At 72.7% G+C, this 23,737-nt stretch carries 21 protein-coding genes and 1 pseudogene; 19 read left to right on the top strand and 3 right to left on the bottom strand.

Translation table 11 applies throughout. From position 1 onward, the window contains the following. Positions 1–113: 113 nt before the first annotated feature. The 7 genes from ssd to WMR31_RS12590 all read left to right on the top strand — a co-directional run bounded on the left by ssd (position 114) and on the right by WMR31_RS12590 (position 5,040). A complete protein-coding gene (gene ssd, locus WMR31_RS12620) occupies positions 114–1,241 on the top strand; it encodes a septum site-determining protein Ssd (protein WP_340539194.1) in 1,128 nt (375 codons plus the stop codon). Continuing rightward, a complete protein-coding gene (locus WMR31_RS12615) occupies positions 1,238–2,413 on the top strand; it encodes a TadA family conjugal transfer-associated ATPase (RefSeq protein ID WP_340539193.1) in 1,176 nt (391 codons plus the stop codon). The genes ssd and WMR31_RS12615 overlap by 4 nt, the downstream gene beginning before the upstream one ends. Next, complete coding sequence (locus WMR31_RS12610) at positions 2,410–3,204, top strand: type II secretion system F family protein (protein WP_340539192.1); 795 nt, start codon at positions 2,410–2,412, stop codon at positions 3,202–3,204. The genes WMR31_RS12615 and WMR31_RS12610 overlap by 4 nt, the downstream gene beginning before the upstream one ends. Continuing rightward, positions 3,201–3,929 carry a type II secretion system F family protein gene (locus WMR31_RS12605; RefSeq protein ID WP_340539191.1) on the top strand — a complete coding sequence of 243 codons (729 nt, stop codon included), beginning with the start codon at positions 3,201–3,203 and terminating at the stop codon, positions 3,927–3,929. The genes WMR31_RS12610 and WMR31_RS12605 overlap by 4 nt, the downstream gene beginning before the upstream one ends. Positions 3,930–4,070: 141 nt before the next feature. Further along, on the top strand, positions 4,071–4,283 hold the full coding sequence (locus WMR31_RS12600; RefSeq protein ID WP_340539190.1) for a DUF4244 domain-containing protein: 213 nt from the start codon (positions 4,071–4,073) through the stop codon (positions 4,281–4,283). Continuing rightward, positions 4,280–4,672, top strand: coding sequence for a TadE family type IV pilus minor pilin (locus tag WMR31_RS12595; RefSeq protein ID WP_340539189.1), 393 nt, complete (start codon positions 4,280–4,282; stop codon positions 4,670–4,672). Before WMR31_RS12600 ends, WMR31_RS12595 begins: the two co-directional genes overlap by 4 nt. Then, the gene (locus WMR31_RS12590; RefSeq protein ID WP_340539188.1) at positions 4,669–5,040 is read left to right on the top strand and encodes an Rv3654c family TadE-like protein; all 372 of its coding nucleotides are present in this window, start codon (positions 4,669–4,671) and stop codon (positions 5,038–5,040) included. Before WMR31_RS12595 ends, WMR31_RS12590 begins: the two co-directional genes overlap by 4 nt. Before the next feature lie 152 nt (positions 5,041–5,192). Here the strand turns inward: WMR31_RS12590 and WMR31_RS12585 are convergent, their stop codons facing one another. Then, positions 5,193–5,501: a hypothetical protein gene (locus WMR31_RS12585; RefSeq protein WP_340539187.1), complete on the bottom strand. Its 309-nt coding sequence runs from the start codon at positions 5,499–5,501 to the stop codon at positions 5,193–5,195. 15 nt (positions 5,502–5,516) lie between these two features. Next, positions 5,517–7,868: a DNA 3'-5' helicase SftH gene (gene sftH / locus WMR31_RS12580; RefSeq protein ID WP_340539186.1), complete on the bottom strand. Its 2,352-nt coding sequence runs from the start codon at positions 7,866–7,868 to the stop codon at positions 5,517–5,519. Positions 7,869–8,044: 176 nt separating this feature from the next. Between sftH and WMR31_RS12575 the strand changes: the two genes are divergently transcribed. The 7 genes from WMR31_RS12575 to topA all read left to right on the top strand — a co-directional run bounded on the left by WMR31_RS12575 (position 8,045) and on the right by topA (position 18,460). Beyond that, entirely contained in the window at positions 8,045–8,383 is a 339-nt protein-coding gene (locus WMR31_RS12575; protein WP_340539185.1) for an STAS domain-containing protein, read from the top strand. A 156-nt stretch (positions 8,384–8,539) separates the two neighbouring features. After that, a complete protein-coding gene (locus WMR31_RS12570; RefSeq protein ID WP_340539184.1) occupies positions 8,540–10,825 on the top strand; it encodes a sodium-translocating pyrophosphatase in 2,286 nt (761 codons plus the stop codon). A gap of 134 nt (positions 10,826–10,959) precedes the next feature. Beyond that, complete coding sequence (locus WMR31_RS12565; RefSeq protein ID WP_340539183.1) at positions 10,960–11,775, top strand: metallophosphoesterase family protein; 816 nt, start codon at positions 10,960–10,962, stop codon at positions 11,773–11,775. Positions 11,776–11,784: 9 nt separating this feature from the next. Then, complete coding sequence (locus tag WMR31_RS12560; protein ID WP_340539182.1) at positions 11,785–13,278, top strand: DUF7059 domain-containing protein; 1,494 nt, start codon at positions 11,785–11,787, stop codon at positions 13,276–13,278. Between the two features lie 9 nt (positions 13,279–13,287). Next, positions 13,288–14,826, top strand: coding sequence for a DUF2510 domain-containing protein (locus WMR31_RS12555; RefSeq protein ID WP_340539181.1), 1,539 nt, complete (start codon positions 13,288–13,290; stop codon positions 14,824–14,826). Positions 14,827–14,866: 40 nt separating this feature from the next. Then, positions 14,867–15,619, top strand: coding sequence for a DinB family protein (locus WMR31_RS12550; protein ID WP_340539180.1), 753 nt, complete (start codon positions 14,867–14,869; stop codon positions 15,617–15,619). 108 nt (positions 15,620–15,727) lie between these two features. Further along, on the top strand, positions 15,728–18,460 hold the full coding sequence (topA, locus tag WMR31_RS12545; protein ID WP_340539179.1) for a type I DNA topoisomerase: 2,733 nt from the start codon (positions 15,728–15,730) through the stop codon (positions 18,458–18,460). Between the two features lie 304 nt (positions 18,461–18,764). On the opposite strand, the gene WMR31_RS12540 is transcribed toward topA, so the two are convergent. Next, the gene (locus WMR31_RS12540; RefSeq protein ID WP_340539177.1) at positions 18,765–19,064 is read right to left on the bottom strand and encodes a TetR family transcriptional regulator C-terminal domain-containing protein; all 300 of its coding nucleotides are present in this window, start codon (positions 19,062–19,064) and stop codon (positions 18,765–18,767) included. 8 nt (positions 19,065–19,072) lie between these two features. Here WMR31_RS12540 and WMR31_RS22150 point away from each other — a divergent pair. From WMR31_RS22150 to WMR31_RS12520, 5 genes and pseudogenes are all read left to right on the top strand, one after another. After that, positions 19,073–19,321 (top strand): annotated as a pseudogene (locus WMR31_RS22150) (nitroreductase/quinone reductase family protein); the annotation flags it as partial. Between the two features lie 220 nt (positions 19,322–19,541). Next, entirely contained in the window at positions 19,542–20,207 is a 666-nt protein-coding gene (gene tmk / locus WMR31_RS12535; RefSeq protein ID WP_340539176.1) for a dTMP kinase, read from the top strand. 65 nt (positions 20,208–20,272) lie between these two features. Next, on the top strand, positions 20,273–21,448 hold the full coding sequence (locus tag WMR31_RS12530; RefSeq protein ID WP_340539317.1) for a DNA polymerase III subunit delta': 1,176 nt from the start codon (positions 20,273–20,275) through the stop codon (positions 21,446–21,448). A gap of 4 nt (positions 21,449–21,452) precedes the next feature. Then, positions 21,453–23,057 (top strand): alpha/beta hydrolase, encoded by a 1,605-nt coding sequence (locus WMR31_RS12525; RefSeq protein ID WP_340539175.1) that lies wholly within the window; start codon positions 21,453–21,455, stop codon positions 23,055–23,057. An 80-nt stretch (positions 23,058–23,137) separates the two neighbouring features. Continuing rightward, on the top strand, positions 23,138–23,737 hold the full coding sequence (locus tag WMR31_RS12520) for a hypothetical protein (RefSeq protein WP_340539174.1): 600 nt from the start codon (positions 23,138–23,140) through the stop codon (positions 23,735–23,737).

Below are 23,737 nucleotides of genomic sequence, written 5' to 3'. Positions count from 1 at the left end.
TTCGGCCCGCCTCGGGTCGGCAGCCGTTATCCACAGGGCCCGGCGGTCGTCGCTCATCCACAGGCACGAAGACGGCAGGCGTACCGGGGCGCTCACCGCGGCAGCGTGTCTTCATGACCAACTCGCTCGCACTCGCCCTCGCGCTCGGCGCCGACGACGATCCGGATGCCCGGGACCGGATCGGTGGGTCGGGGCTGCCGGTGCTCCCGCTCATCGCCACCGCCGACGCCACCCTCCGCGACGAGCTGCTGCGGCTCGCCGCGGCCGCGGGGGTGGTGCCCGAGGTGATCGCCGACCCGGCGCTCGTCCTGCGGGCGTGGGCGCGGGCGCCGGTCGTCCTGGTCGGGGCCGACCTCGCCGCCGCGTTGGCGGACCTCGGGCCCGCGCGCCGCGCGGGGGTGCACGTGATCGCGTGGGGCGCGGCCGCCAACGAGCTCTTCCGGGCCGCGCTGACCCTCGGCGCCGAGAACGTCGCGGGGCTGCCGCGCTCGGAGGGCTGGGTCGTGGAGACGCTGACCGATCTCGGGGAGCCGGGGCGAGCCGGGGGGCTGGTGATCGGGGTGATGGGCGGCTCCGGCGGGGCGGGTGCCTCGACGCTCGCCTGCGCGCTGGCGCAGACCGCCGCGCGCACCGGGGACGCCGTCGTCCTCGACTGCGACCGGTTCGGCCCCGGTCTCGACCAGGTGCTTGGGCTCGATCGCTCCGACGGGTTCCGCTGGGACGCCCTGTGCGAGACCAGCGGCCGGCTGAGCGCCCGCGCGCTGCGCGAGGCTCTGCCCCGCCGTGGCCGACTCGGGGTGCTCACCTGGCACGCCGGATCCACCGCCACCCTGCAGGCCTTCGCGGTCCGCGAGGCGCTCTCGGCCGCGCGGCGCGGGCACGACGTCGTGGTGGTCGACCTGCCTCGCACGGGCGAACCCCTGGTCGACGAGGTCGCGGCCCGGTGCGACGTGCTGCTGGTCGTCGTGGTGCCGACGGTGGTCGGCCTCGCGTCCGCGGCCCGGCTGTGCGCTCGGCTGGGTGCCCGCAACGGCCCCGGCCTGGTCGTGCGCGGCGCCGGGCTCGACCGCGACGACATCGCACGCGCCACCGGTGCCCGGGTCCTGGCCGTGATGCCGGAGCAGCGCCGCATCGGCGAGGCCATCGACCTCGGGCTCGGGCCGGTCCGCTCGCATCGCGGCCCACTCGGCCGGGCCTGTACCGAGCTGCTCGGGACTCTCGCCGTCCCGGCGGCCTCATGAGCGCCTCGCCCGAGGCGCCGGGCGTCGTCGTCGAGGAGGTTCGCGAGCGGCTCGCCGGCAGCCCGGGCGAGCTCACGCCCCACCGGGTCGCCCAGGCGCTGCGCGAGACCGGCCGGCCGGTCGGCGACGCCATGGTGCTCGCGGTGCACGAGGCGCTGCGGCGCGACGTCGTCGGCGCCGGTCCGCTCGAGCCGCTGCTGCGCACGCCGGGCGTCACCGACGTGCTGGTCAACGGGGCCGAGGCCGTCTATCTCGATCGCGGCGACGGACTCGAACGGTCCGCCGTCACCTTCCCCGACGAGTCGGCCGTGCGTCGTCTGGCCCAGCGGCTGGCCGGTCTCGGTGGGCGTCGCCTCGACGACGCCGCCCCCTACGCCGACCTGCGCCTGGCCGACGGCACCCGGTTCCACGCCGTCCTCGCCCCGGTCGCCCGCCCGGGCACCGTCATCTCCCTGCGGGTCCCACGTGGCGGCGGCTACACCCTCGACGAGCTGGTCGCGATCGGGATGGTGCCGCAGACCCTCGGCCTGCTCCTCGACCGGATCCTGCTCCGGCGGCTCGCCTTCCTCATCAGCGGCGGCACCGGCTCGGGCAAGACCACCCTGCTGGCGGCCCTGCTCGGCCGGGCGCCGAGCCACGAGCGGCTGGTCGTGGTCGAGGACGCCTCCGAGCTGCGCCCCGAGCACCCGCACGTCGTCGCGCTCGAGGGGCGCCCGGCCAACGTGGAAGGCGCCGGTGCGATCGAGGTCCGCACCCTGGTGCGCCAGGCCCTGCGGATGCGGCCCGACCGGCTGGTCGTGGGGGAGGTCCGTGGCGGCGAGGTGGTCGAGCTGCTCGCGGCCCTCAACACCGGCCACGAGGGCGGCTGCGGCACCCTGCACGCCAACTCCGCGCTCGACGTCCCGGCGCGCGTCGAGGCGCTGGCGCTGGCCGCCGGGCTCGGGCGCGAGGCCGCGCACAGCCAGCTCGCCTCGGCGGTCGACGTCGTCGTCCACCTCGCCCGCGGTCCCGACGGCGTCCGGCGGCTCGCGCAGATCGCGGTGCCCGCCCGCACGTCGTCCGGCCTGGTCGAGATGGAGATGGCGGTCGAGGTCCCGGCCGGGCCGGACGCGCCGATCGAGGAGGGCCCGGCGCTCGGCCGGTTGGTCGACCGGCTCGGTGGCCTGCGGTGAACCACGTGGGGGAGGTGGTCGCCGCGCTCGCCGCGGCACTGGCGGTGCTGGCCTGGTGGCCGGCTCGTCCACGCCCGGCGTCGGTGGCGCGGTCGAAGACCGGGGGCGAGCGCCGGCGGTGGCCGATCCTCCTGATCCTGGCCGTGGGCGCGGCACTGGTGGGTGGGGGCGGCGCCGTCTGGGTGGCGATCGCCGTGATCGCGGTGGGAGCCGGCTTCGGCGCCGATCGGCTGGTGCGGGCGCGCCGGTCCCGGTTGGAGGCCGCCCGGGTCTCCGGCCTGGTGCTGGGGGCCTGCGAGACCCTGGCGGCCGAGCTGGCCGCCGGCCGACCTCCGGGCCGCGCGCTGGAGCGGGCCGTCGACGACTGGCCGGCGCTCGCCCGGGTGGCCGAGGCGCATCGGGTGGGCGCCGACGTCCCCGCAGCGTGGCGGACGGCGGCGGCCACACCCGGTGCGGCCGACCTGCGGCTGGTGGGCGCCGCCTGGCAGGTCGCCCACCGCACCGGGCAAGGTCTCGGCGACACCCTCGACCGGGTGGCCCAGGACCTGCGCGGCGCTCGCGCGACCCGGCGCGTCGTCGAGGGCGAGCTGGCCTCGGCCCGCGCCACCGCGAAGCTCGTCGCCCTGTTGCCGCTGCTCGCACTCGCCCTCGGCTCCGGCGCCGGCGGCGACCCGTGGGGCTTCCTGTTCACCCATCCCCTCGGCCTCGGATGTCTCGCGCTCGGTCTCGGGTTCGCCTTCGCGGGGCTCTCCTGGATCGAGGCCCTCGCGCGCGAGGTCGACCGGCCGTGACCACCCTGGTCGCCGCGTTGTGTGCCGCGGGGGCGATCGCGCTGCTCCTGCCGCTGCGGCCGCGCCCGGCTCCGGACTCCGGCGGCACGTGGCTCGACGAGCGGCGAGATCGCGCGGACGAGGGGTTGCTGCGTCGCCATCGGCTGCTCAGCTCGCTGCTGTGCGGGGCTGCGGTCGCGGTGGTCGTGGGCGGTCCGGCCGGATCGGTCGGCGCCGTCGTGGGTGCGATCGCCGCCTGGATCACGATCGGGCGATCCGAGTCGCCTCGGGAGCGACGGCGTCGGGCCGAGGTCGCGCGCGACCTTCCCGCCGTGGTCACCCTGGTCGCCGCCGCCCTGCGCTCCGGTGCCGCCCCAGGTGAGGCGGTCCTCGTCGTCTCCGAGGCGCTGCCGGGGGCGGCGGCTGAACGGCTGCGACCGGTGGTCGCGCGGTTGCGGCTGGGCGTTCCCGACCCGGCCGTGTGGGCCGAGGTGGCCCGCGACCGCGACCTCGCCCCGCTCGGGCGCACCCTGGCGCGTGCGCACGACACCGGGGCGCCGGTGGTGGCCGCGGTCGAACGACTGGCCGACGACCTCGCGCGCGAGGCGCGGGCCGGGGTCGAGGACCGCGCCCGCGCCGTCGGCGTCAAGGCGGCCGTACCGCTGGGCCTGTGCCTGCTCCCGGCCTTCGTGCTGATCGGGATCGTCCCCCTCGTGGCGGGCCTGATCGGCTCGCTGGGTTGGTGATCGAAGTGCCCTGGTTGTCCACAGGCCGGCCCACTCGGCACTTGTCCACAAGCCCCTTCGACGACGTCCCGGAAGGTCTGCGCGGCGTCGCAGAGTGCAGGTACCGCGGCCGCATCGGGCGGCCCGGATCGAGGAGGTTCCATGCGCGACAACCAGCACCACGACAACCTCACGCCGCTGCGGCTCGGTCGGCGGAGGACCGAGCGAGGCATCACGACCGCCGAGTACGCCGTCGGAACTGCTGCCGGCGCCGGCCTGGCCGGCCTGCTCTACAAGCTGCTCAGCGGCGGCTTCGGCGATCGGATGCTCAAGACCCTGTTCGACCACGTTCTCGGGCTGCTGGGCATCGGATGAGTGCGCGGCCGCCGGACCGGGGACGCCGGGGTCGGGGCGAGCGTGGCGCGGTCACCGCGGAGTTGGCGATGACCCTGCCGCTCTTGGTGAGCCTGACGATCGGGCTCGTGTGGCTGCTCTCGGTCGGTGCCGCGCAGATCCGGGCCGTCGACGCTGCTCGCGAGACCGCCCGCGCCGTGGCCCGCGGCGACGACCCGGCGGCCGCCGTCGCGGCGGGCGAGCGGGTGGCTCCCGAGGGTGGCCGCGTCACGATCTCCGGTGGCCCGCCCGGCGGGAACGTGGTCGCGGTGGCGACCGCGCAGGTCGAGGGCCCCGGCGGGCTGTTCGGCTTCCTTCCCGCCGTCACCGTGCACGCCGAGGCCACCGCGCTCGTCGAGGCGACGCCGTGAGGCGGACGGGCGAGCCGGAGCGTGGCGCGGCCACGGTCGTGACCGTGGCCTTCGCCGGCGTCCTGCTCCTGCTCGGGGCCGCACTCGGCGTGGTCGCGGCCCTGGTGGCGGCCCACCGCACCGCCCAGTCCGCAGCCGACCTGGCCGCGCTCGCCGGAGCCCAGACCCTCGCGATCGGTGGCGACGCCTGCGGCGCGGCCGGCCGGAGCGCCGCGGCCAATACCGCGCGGCTCACCGCATGTGTCGTCGAGGGGCGTGAGGTGCGCGTCGGTGTCGAGGTCGAGGGACCGCACTGGCTCGGCCAGTCCGCCGACCTCACCGCGCAGGCGCGCGCCGGCCCGGCGACCGTCCCGCCGGCCGGAGGTTGACCAAGCGAGCGCTCGTTGATTGATCGAACCCCGGCAACCGGCGCTGCCAGCGTTCCCGAGGTCGGTTGCGAGGTTTCGTCGGCGCCGACGGGTTCGTTCCTCACTCGTCGGCTTGCTCAACCTCCGAGGCTCGCGAGGGGTTTCGAGGATGCTCAGTTGCGGACGTCGGGGTCGTCGAGGTCGCGGCCGCGGCGGGCCTCGGCCCGGTCGAGCTTGGCGGAGAGGTCGTCGATCTTGCGCTGTTCCTTGCGCTGCTTGAGCTCGCGCTTGGCGCCGAACTTGCTCACCGACAGCCCGAAGAGCAGGCAGAGACCGGCCAGCAGCCCTGCCAGGAACAGGATCGTCGGGCTCATCGCGATCCCGAAGATCTCGACGTCGGTGCCACTGACGTCGGCGGTGAAGAGTCCGCCGACGACCAGGATGACGCCGATCAGGATGATGACGAGGCCGACGATCAACATGGTCGCAGCGTACGCCTAAATCGGTTCGCTCGGGTCTGCGTCTGCCTCGGCGAGGAGCACGTCGAGCAGGGCCAGGGCCCCGGCCTTGTCGAGGGGGTTGTTCTGGTTGCCGCACTTCGGTGACTGGATGCACGAGGGACAGCCCTCGGTGCACGCGCACGAGGCGATGGCATCTCGGGTCGCGGTGAGCCAGCGTCGAGCGGCGCGGAAGCCACGCTCGGAGAACCCGGCGCCGCCGGGCTGGCCGTCGTGGACGAACACCGTCAGCTCGCCGGTGTCGGCGTGCCGGGCCGTGGAGACCCCGCCGATGTCCCATCGATCGCAGGTCGCGATCAGCGGGAGCATCCCGATGGAGCAGTGCTCGGCGGCGTGCGCGGCTCCGGGGAGGTCGAGCTCGGCGATCCCGGATCGAGCGAGGACGTCGTCGGGCACCGTCCACCACACCGCGCTGGTGGTCAGCGACCGTGCCGGCAGGTCGAGCGGCACCTCGCCGATCACCTCGCCGCTGGGCTGCCGTCGCTTGAGATAGGAGGTCACCTGCTGCGAGACCTCCACGCTGCCGAGGGAGAGCCGGCACGGCCCCCAGTCCCGGTGCTCGCGCTCCTCGGCGATGACGATGTCGGTCACCTCGCGCGCGGAGGTTGAGTAGTCGAGGTCGGCCCGGTGCATGGTCGCCACCCGCGCCTCCAGGTCGAGCTCGGAGACCAGCCAGGTCTCGCCCCGGTGCAGGTACACGGCGCCGGTGTGCGCGGTGCCGTGGGCCCGGGCGCCGTCGACGGTGCCCACCACGCGGCCGGTGTCGGACTCGATCAATGTGATCGCCGATCCGCCGGCGCCACGGATGTCGGTGAGGTCGGCCGCCCGCCGCCGGTCGGTCCAGAACCAGCCGCGCGGTCGCCGGCGCAGCAATCCGGCCTCGGTGAGGGCCTCGGTGACCTCGCCGGCGTTCGGGCCGAAGGCCGGCAGGTCGGCCTCGGTGAGGGGGATCTCCTGGGCGGCCGCGCACAGGTGCGGGCCGAGCACGAACGGGTTGGTGGGGTCGAAGACCTGCGCCTCGACCGGCTGGCCGAGCAGCGCCTCGGGATGGTGCACGAGGTAGGTGTCGAGAGGGTCGTCGCGGGCGATGAGCACGCCCAGCGCCTCCTGGGCGCCGCGCCCGGCACGGCCGATCTGCTGCCACAGCGCGGCACGGGTGCCCGGGAAGCCGGCGATGAGGACGGCGTCGAGACCGCTGACGTCGATGCCGAGCTCGAGCGCGTTCGTGGCGGCCAGTCCGACCAGGCGCCCGTCGCGCAGGGCGGCCTCGAGGGCGCGGCGCTCCTCGGGTAGGTAGCCGCCGCGGTAGGCGGCTACCCGGTCGCGCAGCACGGGGTCGACCTCGTCGAGCAGGTCGGCAGCGGTGAGCGCCACCTGCTCCACGCCTCGACGCGACCGCACGAACGCGAGGGTGTGGACGTCCTCGGCGACGAGGTCGGCCAGCAGGTCGGCGGTCTCGGACGTCGCCGCGCGTCGGACCGGGGCGCCGTTCTCTCCGGTGTACGGCGTGAGCGGCGGCTCCCACAGGCCGAGCGTCACCTCGCCACGAGGCGAGCCGTCGTCGGTGACGGCCTCCACGTCGAGTCCGGTGAGGCGCCCGGCGGTGCGCTCGGGCTCGGCCGTGGTCGCCGAGGCGAGGATGAACGTCGGCGCGGCGCCGTAGGCGGCGCAGACCCGGCGGAGCCGGCGCAGCACGTGCGCGACATGCGCCCCGAAGACGCCCCGGTAGTGATGACACTCGTCGATCACGACGTAGCGCAGGCCGCCGAGGAACGCGGCCCACCGCTGGTGGCCGGGCAGGATCGAGCGGTGCAGCATGTCGGGGTTGGTGAGGACGTACTCGGCATGGGCACGAGCCCAGTCGCGCTCGTCGCGGCTACTGTCGCCGTCGCAGGTGGTGACTCGGGCCTCGGTGCCGAGAGCGCGCAGCGACTCCAGCTGGTCGTGGGCCAGGGCCTTGGTGGGCGCGAGATAGAGGGTGGTCGGCCCGCGCCCACGCCGGCCGGGCTCCTCGCGGCCGCCGAGCGCGGCACTGAGCGCCGGCAGCTGGTAGCCGAGGGACTTGCCCGACGCCGTGGCGGTGGAGAGGACGACATGGCGCCCCGACCAGGCCATCTGTGCGGCCGCCACCTGATGGGTCCACGGCCGCTCGATGCCGCGGGCGGTGAGCGCCTCGCGAACCGCCGGGTGCACCCAGGACGGCCAGTCGGCGTGCCGCGCCGGACGCGCCGCGCGGACCTCGATATGGGTCAGTCGCTCCTCGCGGCCGGGGACGGTGCTCAGCCGGTCGAGCAGGTCGGCCGCGCGCGGGCGGGCGGCGATCGACGTCATATCCGCGATCGTGGCACACGGGTCCGACACTCCGGCCCGGTCCGGTGTGCGGCCGGGAGTGGCCGGTAGCGCGCTTCGTGTGCGCGGTTGGGTGTGGCGTGGTTTGATATTCCTGGTCGTGTGTCGGACGCCGGTCGTCCGGCCACCCGTTCTGCACGTACTTCTGGGAGAACCACGTGGACCTGAGTCTCGAGACGCGCGACGTCGATGGGCGCACGATCGTCGCCGTCGGCGGAGAGATCGACGTCTACACGGCTCCCAAGCTGCGCGACCGGATCACCGAGCTCGTCGCAGGCGGCACCTACGACCTGGTCATCGACATGGAGGGCGTGGAGTTCCTCGACTCCACCGGCCTCGGCGTGCTGGTCGGCGGCCTGAAGAAGGTCCGCGCCCACGACGGCTCGCTCAGCCTGATCTGCAACCAGGACCGGCTGTTGAAGATCTTCCGCATCACCGGTCTGGCGAAGGTGTTCGTCATCCACGAGTCGGCCGAGGCCGCTCTCGCCGACGCCTGAACCGCGGGCGCGCACTTCCTCAACACTGCTCGACGCGCGTGACGCGCGTCACCTCTCCTCCCGGATGCCGGGCGGGTTCTGCGTAAACTCCGGCTCGATCAACGAGACCTGGGTCACACGACCCGTGTTCGCAGGCCCCCACCCGCAGGAGGAAGCATGGCCGGGATCCATCCCGCAGCTGTTGGCGACGTCGAGGTAGCCGGCGGCAATCTCGTCCTGGTCGTCATCGTCGCCCTGATCTCGCTCGGCGCACTGGCGATGGCCGTGCTCTTCCGCCGAGAGGTGCTGTCGGCCGACGAGGGCACGCCGAACATGCGCACGATCGCCCAGGCGGTGCAGGAGGGGGCCGACGCCTACCTCCAGCGTCAGTTCCGCACCCTGGCGATCTTCGCGGCGGTCGCGTTCTTCGCGCTGCTGGCACTGCCCGCCGACGACATGCTGGTGCGGATCTTCCGCTCGGTGTTCTTCCTGGTCGGAGCCGGCTTCTCGGCCGCGGTCGGCTACCTCGGCATGAGCCTGGCGGTGCGGGCCAACTTGCGGGTGGCCGCCGCTGCCAACACCGTGGGCCGCGAGCCGGCGATGCGGATCGGTCTGCGTACCGGCGCGATGGTCGGGATGCTGACCGTCGGCCTGGGTCTTCTCGGTGCCAGCCTGGTCGTCCTGTTCTTCCAGGACGAGGCGCCGCACGTGCTCGAGGGCTTCGGCTTCGGTGCAGCTCTGCTCGCGATGTTCATGCGAGTCGGTGGCGGCATCTTCACCAAGGCCGCCGACGTCGGTGCCGACCTGGTCGGCAAGGTCGAACAGAACATCCCCGAAGACGACCCGCGCAATGCCGCCACGATCGCCGACAACGTGGGCGACAACGTCGGCGACTGCGCCGGAATGGCCGCCGACCTGTTCGAGTCCTACGCCGTCACCCTGGTGGCCGCGCTGATCCTCGGCTCGCAGGTCTTCGGCGACAAGGGCCTGGTCTTCCCGTTGCTGATCCCCGCGATCGGCGCGCTGACCGCCGTCGCAGGGGTCTACCTCACCAACCCCAAGGCCGGCGAGAACGGCCTGGTCACGATCAACCGCTCGTTCTACCTCTCCTCGGCCATCGCCGCCGTGGCCAGCGTGATCGTCTCCTTCGTCTACCTGCCCGGCGAGTTCTCCGACTTCGGCCTCGAGTTCGCCGGCATCGACGGCGATCCGCGGGTCATCGCCTCGATCGCGGTCGTGATCGGCATCGTGATGTCCGCCGGCATCCTGGCCCTCACCGGCTACTACACCGGCACCGAGTACGAGCCGGTCAAGGGCGTTGGCCGCACCTCGCTGACCGGCCCCGCGACCGTGATCCTCTCCGGCCTCTCGGTCGGCTTCGAGTCGGCCGTCTACACCACCCTCGTCATCGGTGCCGCCGTGTTCGGCGCCTACCTGCTCGGCGGCGCGACCCTCACCGTGTCGCTGTTCGCAGTCGCGCTGGCCGGCACCGGTCTGCTGACCACCGTCGGCGTCATCGTCGCGATGGACACCTTCGGGCCGGTCTCCGACAACGCCCAGGGCGTCGCGGAGATGTCCGGCGACGTGAGCGAGGAGGGCGCGCAGATCCTCACCGACCTCGACGCAGTCGGCAACACCACCAAGGCCATCACTAAAGGCATTGCGATCGCCACCGCGGTCCTGGCCGCCACGGCGCTGTTCGGGTCCTATGCGACCTCCGTCGCCGAGGCCGTGCTCGAGTCCAACGCCGCCCCGGACGAGAGCCTGTCCTTCGTGGTCTTCGACCCTGCGGTCCTGGTCGGCATCCTGATCGGCGCCGCGGTGGTCTTCCTGTTCTCCGGACTGGCCATCAACGCCGTCGCCCGCGCCGCCGGTGCCGTGGTGATGGAGGTGCGCCGTCAGTTCCGCGACATCCCCGGGATCATGGAGGGCACCGGTCGCCCCGAGTACGGCCGTGTGGTCGACATCGTCACCCGCGACTCCCTGCGCGAGCTCATCACGCCGGGCATCCTCGCGGTGATGGCCCCGATCGCCGTCGGATTCGGACTCGGCGCCACCGCCCTGGCAGGCTTCCTCGCCGGCGCGATCGGCACCGGCACCCTGATGGCGGTCTTCCTCGCCAACGCCGGCGGCGCCTGGGACAACGCCAAGAAGCTCGTCGAGGACGGCAGCCACGGCGGCAAGGGATCCGAGGCCCACGCCGCCACCGTCATCGGCGACACCGTCGGTGACCCGTTCAAGGACACCGCCGGCCCGGCCATCAACCCGCTGATCAAGGTGATGAACCTCGTCTCGCTGCTCATCGCGAGCGCAGTCGTCTCCCTCAGCGTCGGCGAGGACCAGAACGACGCCCTGCGCATCGTGATCGCCCTGGTTGCCGCGGCGATCATCGTCGTCGCGATCGTGGTCTCCAAGCGCCGCGAGTCCTCGATCACCGACGACGCCCCGGCCACCGCCGCCTGACCCACCCAATTTGCGCTGACCCGTCAGCCATAGCGGACGGGTCAGCGTCATTTGGGGGTCGCCGCGGCGGGGGGCGGGCATGTGGGCGGGGCTGGAGGTGCGGGTGGGTCTGGCCGGGCTGACAGGATGGTGGGGTGGTTCGTGAGCAGATTGCGTTGGTCTCCGACGTGCATGGCAACCTCACCGCCCTGGAGGCGGTGCTGGCCGACATCGAGGACCGAGGGATCACCCGGATCTTCAACCTCGGCGACTACGTCGGCAAGGGCCCGCGGGGGAGGGCGGTCATCGAGCGGTGCCGAGAGCTGTGCGAGATCAACCTCCTCGGCAACTGGGACGACTTCCTCCCCGACCCGGCACGCACCTACGACGACGAGGCCCTGCGCTGGTGGCTCGCCGAGCTCGGGCCGGACCAGGGGGAGTGGCTGCGCGGGCTGCCCTTCTGCCACGACCTGCTGGTCAGCGGACGCCGGGTGCGGCTCATGCACGCCTCGGCCGAGACCGTGCACCGGCGGGTCCGGTACGTGAAGTCCGAGGGGGAGTTCCTCGGGCAGTTCGCGAACACCGACGCCACCCGCGCCGCGGTCGGGGACGACGCCCCCGAGCCCGACGTCGTGGGCTACGCCGACACCCACGACCCGTTCTACGAGACCCAGTTCCGCGGCCGCACCCTGTTCAACACCGGCAGCGCGGGCAACGCGATGGGTGACCCCACGGCGTCCTACGTCATCCTCGACGGCGTGCTGGACGAGCCGGAGCCCGCGCCCTTCGCGCTGACCTTCGTCCGGGTGCCCTACGACGTCGAGGCCGAGCTCGCCGCCGCGCGCGACCTCGGCCTCCCACAGTTCGACGGCTACGCGGCCGAGCTGCGGCACGGCCTCTACCGCGGGGCGGTCGAGGAGTTCGAGGCGGGCGAGTTCACCCTCGACAGCTACTACCACGCGTCCACGTAGGGAGATCCGATGAACCCGTCCGTCGCGCCGGTGCTGCGCGAAGCGCTCCTGGAGGCCGACTTCACCTACGACGGCGTCGCCGACCTCCTCGGGTCGCGTGCCCACGACGCCCTGGCGCGCAACGAGACGACGCCGGGGCTCATGCGCACCCGCGGCGGCAGCCCCCTGGAGACCCTGGTGCGGCTCTTCCTCCTGCAGACCACCGTGCCGCTCGACGAGGCCGAGCGGGCGCTGCCCGGACTGGTCGACCGGCTGGCCGTCGACGGCCTGCTCGAGCAGAGCGTCGGCGAGGTGGCGGCGCGCCTGGACTGCCGGCCCTATGCCACCGACGGCGCCCAGGACGCCGACCTGTGGGTCGTCAGCGACCTCACGCCCGGCCTCGACGGCGGCCCGCAGCGCGTCGGCTCCGACCACGTGCTCGGCATCAGCCCCGCCTCGACGTCGCTGGCCCAGCTGACCCTGCGTGGGCAGGTCGGCTCCGCCCTCGACCTCGGCACCGGGTGCGGCGTCCAGGCCCTGCACCTGGCCCGTCACAGCGGCCGGGTCGTCGCCACCGACGTCAACCCGCGCGCTTTGGACCTCACCCGGTTCAACGCCGCTCTCAACGACGTCGAGATCGACGTGCGCGACGGATCGTTCTACGAGCCCGTGCGGGGCGAGCGGTTCGACCTGATCGCCACCAACCCGCCCTTCGTCATCTCGCCCGGTACCGGCGAGCGCCTCGTCTACCGCGACTCCGGTCTGCCCGGTGACCGGGTCGTCGAGCACGTCGTGCGCACCGCGCCACGCCACCTCAGCCCCGGCGGCTGGTGCCAGGTGCTCGCGAACTGGGTCATCGAGCGCGGCACCCCGTGGGACGAGCGGCTGGCCGGCTGGCTCGACGCCGATCACGACGCGCTGGTCGTCCAGCGCGAGGTGATCGACCCCGCGGCCTACGTCGAGCTGTGGATCAAGGACGCCGGCCTGCACGGCGCACCCGACTACCGCACCCGCTACGACACGTGGCTCTCCTGGTTCGACGACCAGGGCATCGAGGCGATCGGATTCGGCTGGATCAACCTGCGCGCAGCCGGTGAGCGAGACGGCAGGACGGTCCGCCACGACCTGCTCGAGTGGCCCTACGACGTCGAGCAGCCGATCGCGCCCGCGATCGCCGACTGGGGTGCGGCCACCCTCGCCGAGGTCGGGCTCGAGGATCACCTGGTGCTCCGGGCCGACGTCGTCCAGGAGACCCACGGTCCGGCGGGCGCCGAGGATCCCGCCACCATCGTGCTGCGTCAGCAGCGCGGCTTCCGGCGCGCGCGGACCGTCGACACGGTCGAGGCGGCCCTGGCCGGCAGCAGCGACGGCGAGCTGTCGGTCGGCCAGATCCTGGACGCCCTCGCCGTCCTGCTCGAGCTGGACGCGGCCGAGGTGCGCACGCGCTACCTCCCCGCGGTCCGCGAGCTGGTCGAGGACGGGTTCTTGACGCCGATCGCTGCTGAGGCTGGCCGGCTCATCTAAAGTTCGCTCGTGGCAACTCCTGGGTGGTACCCCGATCCGGCCGGTCAGCAAGGCGCGTTCCGTTACTGGGACGGCTCGGCCTGGGGCGATGAGCTGCGCGACGACGCCTCCGGGCCGCCGCCGGGCGCGCCGGACCCGAGCCCCTTCGACGAGCCGACCTACTACCCGGGAGCCGGCGCGACGCCGTCGACGGGCGGCGACTCGTCGCCGAGCGGATCGAGCGAGTCCTCCTCGACGCCGGCGAGCAACTTCGACGAGCCGACGTACTACCCGGGAGCCGGCGGCTCGCCGTCCGCGAGCGACGATGCGTCGTCCTCGCCCGCCAGCAACTTCGACGATCCCACCTACTATCCGGGGGCGGCTCGGGCCGAGGGCGCCGACGTCCCCGATCTGCTCGCCAAGCGCCCCGATGCCTCGAGCGGGTCCGGGCCCTCCGGTCCGCCGCCGTCCGGGCCGCCGTCGGCACCGCCCTCGGCGAGCGCGTCGGGCACTCCCGACCCCTCCGCCGAGCCGACCATGTTCGGGCAGGCGCCCCAGCAACACCCTCAGCAGGCCCAACAGGGCTACGGCCAGTCCTTCGAGCAGCAGTCCTACGGTCAGCAGGGCTACGGCCAGCAGTCCTACGAGCAGCAGTCGTACGGTCAGCAGGGGTTCGGCCAGCAGTCCTACGGTCAGCAGGGGTTCGGCCAGCAGTCCTACGGTCAGCAGGGGTACGGGCAGCAGTACGGCCAGCAGGGCTACGACCAGCCGCCCAGCGGCGGCGGGAAGGGCAAGACGATCGGCATCGTCGTCCTCGCGGTGGTCATGGTCGTGGCCATCGGCCTGGGCACGTTCTTCGCGGTCCGCGCATTCACCGACGACGAAGAGAAGGCCACCGGTACCACCACCTCCCCCCCTCCGTCCACGTCCCCGGGCGGCAGCACGTCGCCCGATCCCGACGACCCCTCGACCGACACGCCGCCCGCGCCCGGCGACCCGTTCGCCGAGGATGCCCAGGCGCCCACCGCGGCCCAATGCACCGGCGGGGACCCCACGACCGGCGCCACCGGCGCCTCCGGCGGCAACTGGTCCGGCGGCGGCCTCACCATGCCGGCGGCCACCGGCTACAGCGACATGCTCGACCAGGCGCTGGCCTTCACCTTCGCTGACGGCGTGTTCGCCCCCGGCATGCAGATCGAGGAGCGCTGGGTCGCCGTCTACGCGCTCGGCGGCCTGCCCAAGGCCAACGGATTCAGCTCCCCCGGCGAGGCGGCCAAGGTCGTGCTGCAGTGCATGGCGGCCTCGACCGACTTCTACCAGGGGTTCAGCGGCGGTCAACTGCTCGACAGCGCGGCCCTCGAGGTGTCCGGCAAGCCGGCCTGGGAGATGACCGCGGAGATCCGGATCGACAACGCCGACGTCGCCGTCGAGGGCGACGTCGCCAAGGTGGTCGTGGTCGACACCGGCGATGCGGACACCTACGGCATGTTCGTGAGCGTCGTCCCGATCGGGAACACCGGCCTGATCGCCGACCAGGACCGACAGGTCGCCCTGCTCTCGGTGGGCTGACCCACTCCGCCTGTCGGCGATCTGTGGCAGGTTGTCGGCCATGGACGAGCCGTCGCCGGAGATCCTCAAGGACCGCACCTTCCGTTCCCGGAGCCTGCGCAACTCGCGCTTCGTCGCCTGCGATCTCGGCGACGTTGTCGTGCGTGGCAGCGACATCGCCGGCATGGACCTGGACTCGCCGTGGCTCCTCGAGGACGCCGACAACACGTTCCTCGTCAACGGCGTCGACGTCGCGCCCTTCGTCGACGCCGAGCTGAACCGACGCTTTCCCGGCCGCGAGCTGCGTACCGCCGCAGACCCCGCAGCCCTGCGCGCTGCCTGGGCCGCGCTCGAGCAGAGCTGGGCAGCGACCCTCGAGCGCGCCCGGGCGCTGCCCGACGGTGCCGTCGACGCCTCAGTCGGCGGCGAGTGGTCCTTCGCGCAGACCCTGCGACACCTGGTGCACGCGACGGATGTGTGGCTGGCGAAGGCGGTCCTGGGGGCAGAGGAGCCGTTCCACCCCGCGGGACTGGCGAACGACGACGACGGCACGGGGGTCGACGCCGAGGCCGACCGACCATCCTTCGCCGAGGTGGTCGAGGTCCGAGCCGGACGTCAGGCGATGGTGCGCGACTACCTGGCCGGCGTCACCGAGGAGACCCTCGCGCAGCCGCGACGAAACCCGCATGACCCCGACCACGAGGAGACGGTGCTCTCCAGCCTGCGCACGATCCTGGAGGAGGAATGGGAGCACCACCGCTACGCGGTGCGCGATCTCGAGGCGCTCGCCCGAGGCTCCGTCGAAGCCGGCTGATCCCGGCGCCGGTGATACGGCCGGCTGGCGCTTTCGACGCGACGCGCTACCGTGAGCGGCCGTGGGCCCCCGGTGTGGGGGCCGCGTTGGGAAGAGAGCAAGGACGCAGTGGCACACAAGTTGGTGATCGTCGAGTCCCCGGCGAAGGCCCGCACGATCGGCGGGTATCTCGGGGACGGCTATGTCGTGGAGTCCTCCATCGGACACATCCGCGACCTCCCGAACAACGCCGCCGACACCCCGGCCAAGATCAAGGACAAGCCGTGGGGACGGCTCGCGGTCGACGTCGACCACGACTTCACGCCCTACTACGTCGTCCCGCGCGACAAGAAGTCCCACATCACCAAGCTCAAGGGCCTGCTCAAGGACGCCGACGAGCTCTTCCTCGCCACCGATGAGGACCGCGAGGGCGAGGCCATCGCCTGGCACCTCCTCGACGAGCTGAAGCCGAAGAACATCCCGGTCAAGCGGATGGTCTTCCACGAGATCACCAAGCACGCGATCCTCGAGGCAGCCGAGCACCCGCGCGAGCTGCTGATGGACCTGGTCGAGGCGCAGGAGACCCGTCGCATCCTCGACCGCCTCTACGGCTACGAGGTCAGCCCGGTGCTGTGGAAGAAGGTCATGTCCGGCCTCTCCGCCGGCCGGGTCCAGTCGGTGGCCACCCGGCTGGTGGTCGACCGCGAGCGGCTGCGGATGGCCTTCCGGGCCGCCTCGTACTGGGATCTCGAGGGCACCTTCGACGCCGGCAGCAAGCACGACCAGCGGATGTTCCCCGCGCGGGTGCACAGCATCGACGGCACCCGCGTGGCCTCCGGCTCCCACTTCGGGTCCGACGGTCAGCTCAAGCCCGGCGCCGACGTCGTCCACCTCGACCGGGCGCGCGCCGAGGCCCTGGTCGACGCGCTCGGCGAGACCAGCTTCGACGTCCGCTCGGTGGAGTCCAAGCCGTACCGCCGCTCGCCGTACGCGCCCTTCCGCACCACCACCCTCCAGCAGGAGGCCAGCCGCAAGCTCGGCATGGGCGCCTCGGTCACCATGTCGGTGGCCCAGCGCCTGTACGAGAACGGCTACATCACCTACATGCGTACCGACTCCACGACGCTGAGCGACGGCGCCGTCGACGCAGCCCGCTCGCAGGTGCGCGAGCTGTACGGCGCCGAGTACCTCCCCGACAAGCCGCGCACCTACGCCAGTAAGGTGAAGAACGCCCAGGAGGCGCACGAGGCGATCCGGCCGGCCGGCGAGTCGTTCCGCACGCCGGCGCAGACCGGCCTCACCGGCGACCAGTTCCGCCTCTACGAGCTGATCTGGATGCGCACCGTCGCCTCGCAGATGAAGGACGCGGTGGGTCAGTCGGTCTCGGTCCGGCTCGGTGGCGGCGCCCGCACCGGCGAGGACGTCGTCTTCGGAGCCTCCGGCCGCGTCATCACCTTCCACGGCTTCCTCAAGGCCTACGTCGAGGGCACCGACGACGGCGGCGCCAAGGACGACCAGGAGACCCGGCTGCCGGCGCTGGAGAAGGGCGACGCCGTCTCGGCCGCCTCGCTGAACGCCAACGGTCACGAGACCAAGCCGCCCGCCCGCTACACCGAGGCCACGCTCATCAAGGAGCTCGAGGAGCGTGAGATCGGCCGGCCCTCCACCTACGCCTCGATCATGGGCACCATCCTCAACCGCGGCTACGTCTACAAGAAGGGCACCGCGCTGGTGCCCGCATGGCTGGCGTTCTCGGTGACCCGGCTGATGGAGGAGCACTTCCCGCGCCAGATCTCCTATGAGTTCACCGCCGCGATGGAGGACATCCTCGACGAGATCGCCCGTGGCGAGAAGGATCGCGTCACCGAGCTCGCCGAGTTCTACTACGGCTCGGACTCCGTCGCGGGGCTGCACAAGCTCGTCACCGAGCTCGGCGACATCGACGCCCGCGAGAACGCCACGTTCGCGGTGGGCGGCCCGGACTCCGGCATCTTCTTGCGGGTGGGCAAGTACGGCCCGTATCTCGAGGGTCCCGACGACGACGGCAACCCGCTCGGGCGCCGCGCCAACGTGCCCGACGACCTCCCGCCCGACGAGCTCACCCTCGAGAAGGCCAAGGAGCTGTTCGCGAACCCGGCCGGCGAGGAGATCGCCCTGGGACGCCACCCCGACACCGGCCTGGAGATCGTGGCGAAGAACGGCCGCTTCGGGCCCTATGTCACCGAGGTGCTGCCCGAGGACGCGAAGAAGGGCGAGAAGCCGCGCACCGGATCGCTGTTCAAGTCGATGTCGCTGGACACGATCACCCTCGACGACGCCGTCAAGCTCCTCTCGCTGCCGCGCGTGGTGGGGGTCGATCCCAATGACCCCGACGGCGTCGAGATCACCGCACAGAACGGCCGCTACGGGCCCTACCTGAAGAAGGGCACCGACTCCCGCTCCCTCACCTCCGAGGAGCAGCTGTTCACCCTCACCCTCGACGAGGCGCTGGCGATCTACGCCCAGCCCAAGCAGCGCGGCCGGGCTGCCGCCGCGCCGCCGCTGAAGGAGCTCGGCAACGACCCCGTCTCTGGTCAGCCCGTCGTGGTGAAGTCGGGCCGCTTCGGCGAGTACGTCACCGACGGCGAGTACAACGCGACGCTGCGCAAGGACGACACCGTCGAGTCGATCACCCTCGAGCGCGCCGCCGAGCTGCTCGCCGACCGGCGCGAGCGCGGCCCGGCCAAGAAGGCGGGCAAGAAGGCCGCCAAGAAGACGACGAAGAAGACCGCCGCGAAGAAGACCACGGCGAAGAAGGCCACCGCCAAGAAGGCGGCTACCAAGAAGGCTCCTGCGAAGAAGGCCGCGAAGAAGGCGACCTAGGCCCGCCGGCCGGACCGGCCGGAGGTTGAGCAAGCGAGCGCCAGCGAGCGCTGACGAAACCCCGGCAACCGTCCTTGCCAGCGTCGGCGAGGTGGGTTGGAGGTTTCGTCGGCGCCGGTCGGGCTCGTTCCTCGCCCTCCCGGCTTGCTCAACCTCCGGGGAGTCGCCCGCGGGCCGGAGGTTGAGCAAGCGAGCGCCAGCGAGCGCTGACGAAACCCCGGCAACCGTCCTTGCCAGCGTCGGCGAGGTGGGTTGGAGGTTTCGTCGGCGCCGGTCGGGCTCGTGCCTCGCCCTCCCGGCTTGCTCAACCTCCGGGGAGCCGGCCTGCGGCCGGAGGGCCGACTAGGCCGTCGATCGCGATCTCGAGCGCGGCGGTCTGGGCGGCCTCGGACAACCACGGGCCCGAGGAGACCGCGTGCAGGGCGATGCCGTCGGCCACGCTCATCGCCGCCAGGGCGGCGGCGGCCGCGGCCGTGGGGTCGGGTGCAACCTCGATGAAGGCCTGGGCCAGCGCGTCGCGGAGCTCGACCTGGGCCTCGCGACGTACCTCGGCAAGCTCGGCGTCGGTGAAGGCCCACGCCGTGAACGCCACCTGGACCCGCACCTCACAAGGTGCGCAGGGTCCGCCTCGTCCAACGTCGGCTGATCAACCCGGTCGTCCGCGGTGGGCTCCTGATCGGGCTCAACCCGCTCGGCGTCGTGCTGCTGGAGACCATCGGACGTCGATCGGGGGAGTCGAGGCAGACCGTCGTCGGCAACGGCCGCGGTCGCGGGGACGCCGCCGAGGACTTCTGGATCGTGGCCGAGCACGGCTATCGCGCGGCCTACGTGCCCAACCTGATCGCGCAGCCGCGGGTGCGGGTCCGCGTGGGCTGGGGACCGGCCGCGCTGGGTCGATGCGGTCGCGGAGGTGCGACCCGACCTCGATCCTCGAGTCGTCCAGCGTCACCTCGTGGGCTGGCACCCGCTGCGAGCGGTCAACGCCCTCACCGTGCGGATCCTGGGCGCGGAGCTGCTCGTGGTCCACCTGCGCCTGGAGCCGCAGCGCGAGCCGGCCGCGGTCGGCCGGTAGCCTCCGCGTGTGCCGCTGAACCCCACTGGTCCCGTCTACGCCGACCGCGGCGTCTTCGTCTGCTTCGAGGGCGGGGACGGGGCCGGCAAGTCGACGCAGTCGCGGCGTCTGGCCCAGTGGCTGGGATCTCAGGGCTATGCGGCGCGGCTCACCTTCGAGCCGGGCGACACCCGGGCCGGCGCCGACCTGCGCCGGATCGTGCTGAGTCCCGAGACCGGCGACCTGGCCGACCGCACCGAGGCCCTCATCTACGCCGCCGACAAGGCCGAGCACGTCGAGACGGTGGTGCTCCCGGCGCTCGCCCGCGGCGAGGTCGTGATCACCGACCGCTACGTCGACTCCACCCTCGCCTACCAGGGCGCCGGGCGCACGCTCGACGTCGCCGAGGTGGAGGCCGTCGCCCGCTGGGCCACCGGCGACCTGCGACCCCACCTGACCGTCGTCCTGGACCTCGAGCCCGCCGCCGCACTCGGCCGGTTCGAGGAGCGCGACCGGATCGAGGGGGAGTCCCTGGAGTTCCACCAGCGGGTCCGCCAGGCCTTCCTCGACATGGCGGCCGCCGATGCCGATCACTACCTGGTCCTCGACGCCCGCGCCGACGTCGACGACATCGCGGCCGCCGTCCGCGCGGCGGTCGAGCCGCTGCTGCGGCGAGCGGCCCGGGACTCCGGGTGATCCGCCCGGCCGACCTGCCCGAGGTGCCCGACGTCGGTGCCGCCGCGTAGGTTCGGGGCGTGAGCATGACCGACTCCCGCGAGCGCGCCGCCGACGGCGTCTGGGCCGGACTGGTGGGTCAGGACCGCGCGGTCGAGGTGCTCCGGCCGGCCGTCGCGGGCCACGGGATGACCCACGCCTGGCTGTTCACCGGTCCGCCCGGCTCCGGCCGCTCCAACCTCGCCGTCGCCTTCGCGGCGGCGCTGCAGTGCGAGCGCGGCGGCTGCGGTGAGTGCCACGAGTGCCACACCGCGCTGGCCGGCAGCCATGCCGACGTCGGTGTCGTGCGCACCGAGCAGCTCTCGATCGGCGTGAAGGAGGTGCGCGAGCTGGTCCGGCGTTCCGCGCTCGCGCCGGCCGGTCGTCGCTGGCAGATCATCATCGTCGAGGACGCCGACCGGCTCACCGAGCAGGCCGCCAACGCCCTGCTCAAGGCGATCGAGGAGCCCAACGGGCGCACGGTGTGGATGCTCTGCGCGCCCTCGGCCGAGGACGTGCTCCCCACCATCCGCTCGCGTTGCCGCCAGCTGACCCTGGCCACGCCCAGCGTCGCGGCGGTCGCCGATCACCTCGTGCGCCGCGACGGCGTGAGCGCCGAGCTGGCCTCCTACGCCGCCCGAGCCAGCCAGGGCCACATCGGCCGGGCCCGGGCCCTGGCTCGCGACGAGGCCACCCGCGAGCGCAGGCGCACCGTGGTCTCCTACCCTGCGCGGCTCACCAGCCTCGGCGCCTGCATGCGGGCGGCCACCGAGCTCGCCGCGGTCGCCAAGGAGGAGGCCGACGCGATCACCAGTGAGCTCGACGCGCGGGAGAAGGCGGACCTCGACCTCCAGTACGGCGTCGTCGACCGCGGCCGCCGGCCCCGCGAGTACGCCCCCGCGCTGTCCGCGCTCGACAAGGCCCAGAAGACCCGCGCCAAGCGCCGGGTCATCGACGTCGTCGATCGCGGCCTGATCGACCTCGTCTCGGTCTACCGCGATGCCATCGCCCTCGACCTCGGCACCGGGGTGGAGCTGGTCAACGAGGAGATCCGTGACCAGATCGAGGAGATCGCCCGCAACTCCACCGCGGAGCTGAACCTGCGCCGGATCGGATGGATCTTCGAGGCACGCGAGCAGATGGTCGAGTTCAATGTGCCTGTCGCCTTGGCCCTGGAGTCCATGATGGTGGCGCTGAAGGTTCCGAGCCGTAACGAAAGATGACCACATGAACAAGCGTCTCGTCTGGGTCGTCTCGATCCTTGCGGTGTTGGTGATCGGTATCGGCGGCGGCCTGGTGGCCGCGCTGGTCGCCGGCGACGACAACGAGTCCGACCCTCCCGACGACGCCGGCGAGACCGATGGCAGCAGCTCCTCCGCGCCGCCGCCGCAGGAGAGTTCTAGTGCGGCACCCCAGGGGCCGACCGGGATCGTCCCCGAGGGCCTGGAGGACTACTACGCCCAGGCGCTGGACTGGACCGACTGCGGCGACAACCAGTGCGCGACCCTCACCGTCCCGCTCGACTACCTCGAACCCGACGGCGAGACGATCGACCTGGCGCTGGAGCGGGTCCCGGCGGCCGACTCCGAGAACCGGGTCGGATCGCTCGTGGTCAACCCGGGCGGCCCCGGCGCGCCCGGCACGAGCATGGCCGAGAACTCCTCCAGCTACTTCCCGCAGGACCTCCTCGACCGGGTCGACATCGTCGCCTTCGATCCGCGCGGCACCGGCGAGTCCGCGCCGGTCGACTGCGTCTCCGACGCCGAGCTCGACGCCTTCATCGCCCAGGACCCCACCCCCGACGACGCCGCGGAGATCGCCGAGTTCACCGACACCGGCAAGGAGTTCTTCGAGGGCTGCGTCGCGAACTCAGGTGACGTCGCCGCACACATCTCGACCGTCGAGGCCGCGCGCGACATGGACGTGCTGCGCTCGGCGCTCGGCGAGGAACAGCTGAGCTACCTCGGGTTCTCCTACGGCACCACCCTCGGCTCCACCTACGCCTCCTTGTTCCCCAAGAGCGTCGGCCGCTTCGTGCTCGACGGCGCCACCGACCCGCTGCTCGACGCCAAGGGCGACGCCCTGAGCCAGGCGGCCGGCTTCCAGACGGCTCTGAACGCCTACATCGACGACTGCCTCGCAGACGGCGACTGCTTCCTCGGCGCCGACGCCGACGAGGCCCGCGCCACGGTGAGCGGGCTGCTGGACTCGATCGAGGAGAACCCGCTGCCCACCGACCAGGACGGCCGCGACCTCCAGGCCGGCAACGCGTTCTACGGCGTCGCCTATCCGCTCTACAGCAAGGAGGCATGGAGCTTCCTGGACCAGGCGCTTCAGGAGGGGCTCGACGGCGACGGGAGCACCCTGCTGCTGCTCTCGGACCTCTACGGCTCACGCAATCCCGACGGCAGCTACAGCGACAACAGCCTCGAGGCGTTCCCCTCGATCAACTGCCTCGACGACCCCACCGCGCTGCCGGCCGACGAGGTCCCCGCGCTCTACCCTGAGTTCGAGAAGGCCTCGCCGACGTTCGGCCGCTTCTTCGCCTGGGGCCTCAGCGGATGTCTCGGCGTGGCGGTCAAGGCCTCCGAGCCGGCGCCGAAGATCGAGGCGCCCGGAGCCGCGCCGATCCTCGTCGTGGGCACCACCCGCGACCCGGCCACGCCCTACGAGGAGGCGGTCGCCCTCGCCGAGCAGCTCGACAGCGGCGTCCTGCTGACCCGCGACGGAGATGGCCACACCGGCTACAACCAGGGCAACGAGTGCATCGACGACGCCGTCGAGGGCTATCTGCTCGACGGCGAGGTCCCCGCCGACGGCACCACCTGCTGAACCGTCTGCACGCGCACCGGCCCGCACGGGCCGGATTGTTCCAGTGGCCCCGGGTGGCGGTGTGCGACCACAGTGGGTCCATGAGGACGAGGCTATGGACCCTGGCGCTGCTGATGGTGATGCCGATCTTCGCCGTACCGAGTACCGCCCAGGCGAGCAGCGGCGAGCTCGCCGCGCCACGGGCGGGCGGCACCGTGTGTGCCGACGGACGCCCCCAGGTGACGCTGGGGGATCGCACCGACCGCGGCTATCACGGCTTCGACATCACCGCGATGGGCCTGTGGAACCGCCCGGAGAACACCTGCCTGTGGACGACGGTCGCCGGCCGGTTCACCGCCGCCAAGGCGCAGGCGATCCAGGTGCTCATCGACACCAACGGGCGGCCCGGTGCGGAGTTCTACGCCTTCGGCTACAGCCCGCGCGACGGCGACGAGCGCCGCGGCAGCTACATGGTGGGCAAGCGCAACGGCCAGTGGACCTACCTCGACTGCGAGGTCGGCACCTTCTGGCGACCGCGCAAGGACCAGCTGGGGATCGGCGTGCCGCAGTGGTGCCTCGGTGACCCGGCCAGTGTCCGGGTGAAGGTGCAGGTCTGGGACATCCGCGAGTACCGCCCGCACAACACCTGGCGCGGGCGCGCCGACCAGGTGCCGAACCGGGGCTGGTCGCCGGCGGCCTGA

The organism is Nocardioides epinepheli (genome assembly GCF_037936805.1).
Lineage (GTDB): Bacteria > Actinomycetota > Actinomycetes > Propionibacteriales > Nocardioidaceae > Nocardioides.
The sequence above is the reverse complement of the archived record's forward strand: the minus strand, read 5'-3'. Positions and strand labels throughout refer to the sequence as shown.